This is a genomic window from Priestia sp. P5_B4 (assembly GCF_056400385.1).
On sequence record NZ_JBFULJ010001401.1, the window covers coordinates 1 to 654 of the forward strand.

Genomic DNA, 654 nt, shown 5'->3' on the forward strand with positions numbered 1-654 from the left:
GTGCTTTACTAGTGTAAGCTTTCAAGGAACGATTTGCAAGTCCCTCTGATGTAAAATTTTATATAAACATTCTTCTGAAAAGACAGGGTATAATCTTTAGCTGCTCAAGTAGGCCCATTTGACATTAGCTTTTTCATGTTCTGGAGTCATATTAATAATTCGCCGCTGTTTTCTCTTTTCCTTTTGKCATCTTTTAGCAAATTTAAACACAAATATTTTAAAAGAGGTTTTTATTTCCTTCGTATAGGCTAAAGAAAGGAAACAACATTTTTATATGGAGGGGTTCCAAATGATTGCATTAACTGGAAAAGTTGCGCTTGTGACGGGAGCGGCGTCTGGAATTGGACGCGCTTCAGCCATTACACTAGCTGAACAAGGAGCGCGCGTTGCTCTTTTAGATTTAGAGGAAGAAAAATTACATGAAGTAAAAGAGACCATCATGTCGAGCGGCGGAGAGTGTATAGCCATTAAAATAGACGTATCTGACTCTGAAAGTATAAAAGAGAGTATCGAAACGATCTGCAGCTTATGGAGTCAATTACATATTGTTTCTATTAACGCAGGCATCAACGGTACGTTCTCTTCTATTGAAGAACTATCACCAGAAGATTGGACAAAAACGATTGATACAAATTTAACAAGCACTTTTTTAAC

The 654-nt window shown here is 37.1% G+C and carries 1 protein-coding gene; it reads left to right on the forward strand.

Annotation, left to right across the window (positions count from 1 at the left end; all coding sequences use genetic code 11):
• Positions 1-289: 289 nt before the first annotated feature.
• Positions 290-654: SDR family NAD(P)-dependent oxidoreductase (locus AC1DRF_RS31235; RefSeq protein ID WP_477742729.1), on the forward strand; the 365-nt coding region annotated here is incomplete at its 3' end.